The organism is Streptomyces sp. NPDC060209, assembly GCF_042728155.1.
Taxonomy (GTDB): Bacteria; Actinomycetota; Actinomycetes; order Streptomycetales; family Streptomycetaceae; genus Streptomyces.
This window is the reverse complement of the sequence record NZ_JBHWZS010000550.1, coordinates 1-2,069: the sequence shown is the minus strand read 5'-3', so window position 1 is coordinate 2,069 and position 2,069 is coordinate 1. Positions and strand designations below refer to the sequence as shown.

General features: G+C 68.3%; 1 protein-coding gene. It reads left to right on the top strand.

Annotated elements, in window-relative coordinates; genetic code table 11:
• The first annotated feature begins 324 nt into the window (after window positions 1–324).
• On the top strand, window positions 325–2,049 hold the full coding sequence (locus ACFWFI_RS42470; RefSeq protein WP_387401277.1) for a carbohydrate-binding module family 20 domain-containing protein: 1,725 nt from the start codon (window positions 325–327) through the stop codon (window positions 2,047–2,049).
• Window positions 2,050–2,069 lie beyond the last annotated feature (20 nt).

Here is a 2,069-nt window from a genome sequence, read left to right as displayed (position 1 = left end):
GACCGGCCCGGCCGGCCGGGCGCGTGGGGCCCGGCGTACCGGACCCCCGGCCGGCCGGGCCGGAGTCGGGATGAACTTAACAGCCTCGCAATATCTTGCGTAAGACCTTGCAGGAAGAAATCTACGGGATTTCGGGGATGTGATCGGGATGTAATCGCGTCGTGTCCAGGGGGTTGACCAGGGCAGGTCAGGCTCGTACGGTCTGCGGCACACAGGGTTTTGCATCCTTGCTGCAAGAACCTTCATGAGCCTTGAGGGCACGGCGCGTTGCCATGTGAGGCTGCTCCGCCATCCCCGCACTTCCCCCACCGCAGGAGGAACGTCATGGCACGCAGGCCCTTGTCCGGCGCGCTCGCCCTCACCATGGGCGCCGCCGTGCTCGCCGTCCCCGCAGGGCTCGGCGCCGCCGGTACGGCCCAGGCCGCGCCGCCCGGCGAGAAGGACGTCACCGCGGTGATGTTCGAGTGGAAGTTCGCCTCCGTGGCCCAGGCGTGCACGGGCAGCCTCGGGCCCGCCGGTTACGGCTTCGTCCAGGTCTCACCGCCGCAGGAGCACATCCAGGGCGGCCAGTGGTGGACCTCGTACCAGCCCGTCAGCTACAAGATCGCCGGCCGCCTCGGCGACCGTACGGCCTTCGCGAACATGGTCAGCACGTGTCACGCCGCGGGCGTCAAGGTCATCGCCGACTCCGTCATCAACCACATGTCGGCCGGATCCGGCACCGGCACGGGCGGCTCCTCGTACTCCAAGTACGACTACCCGGGCACCTACTCCGTCAGCGACATGAACGACTGCCAGTCGCAGATCAACAACTACGGCGACCGGGCGAACGTCCAGAACTGCGAACTGGTCGGCCTCGCCGACCTGGACACCGGCGAGGACTACGTACGCGGCAAGATCGCCGGTTACCTCAACGACCTGCTGTCCCTCGGCGTCGACGGCTTCCGCATCGACGCCGCCAAGCACATGCCGGCCGCCGACCTCGCGAACATCAAGTCCCGGCTGAGCAACACCGGCGTGTACTGGAAGCACGAGGCGATCTACGGGGCGGGGGAGGCCGTCTCGCCCTCCGAGTACCTCGGCAGCGGCGACGTCCAGGAGTTCCGCTACGGCCGCAGCCTCAAGCAGGTCTTCAACAACGAGAACCTCGCCAACCTCAAGAACTTCGGCGAGGGCTGGGGCTTCATGGAGTCCGGCAAGTCCGCGGTCTTCGTCGACAACCACGACACCGAGCGCGGCGGCGACACCCTGAACTACAAGGACGGCGCCAACTACACCCTGGCGAGCGTCTTCATGCTGGCCTATCCCTACGGCTCCCCGGACGTCCACTCCGGCTACGAATGGTCCGACAAGGACGCCGGTCCGCCCAATGGCGGCCAGGTGAACGCCTGCTACAGCGACGGCTGGAAGTGCCAGCACGCCTGGCGCGAGATCTCCTCCATGGTCGGCTTCCGCAACGCCGCCCGCGGCCAGGCCGTCTCGAACTGGTGGGACAACGGCGGCGACCAGATCGCGTTCGGCCGGGGCTCCAAGGCGTACGTCGCCATCAACCACGAGGGCTCCTCGCTGAGCCGTACGTTCCAGACGTCGCTGCCCGCCGGCGACTACTGCGACGTCCAGTCCGGCAACGGCGTCACGGTCAACGGTTCCGGACAGTTCACCGCCACCCTCGGTGCCAACACCGCCCTCGCCCTGCACACCGGCGCGCGCACCTGCACGGGCGGCGGCACGAACCCCGACCCCGGCACCGGCGATTCCGGTGTCTCCTTCGGTGTCAACGCCACCACCCAGCTCGGCCAGAACATCTACGTCACCGGCAACCAGGCCGCGCTCGGCAACTGGGCGCCCGGCAGCGCGCTGAAGCTCGACCCGGCCACCTACCCCGTCTGGAAGCTCGACGTCGCACTGCCCGCCGGCACCGCGTTCGAGTACAAGTACCTCCGCAAGGACGCGAGCGGCAACGTCACCTGGGAGAGCGGTGCCAACCGCACCGCCACCGTCCCGTCCTCCGGAAAGGTCACGCTGACCGCTGACGTCTGGCGCAGCTGACCCCACTCATGGGCGGGCCG

What these genes read in the sequence shown, in the direction of transcription:
- ACFWFI_RS42470 (WP_387401277.1), top strand. Translation starts at nt 325, where the DNA reads ATGGCACGCAGGCCCTTGTCCGGCGCGCTCGCCCTCACCATGGGCGCC.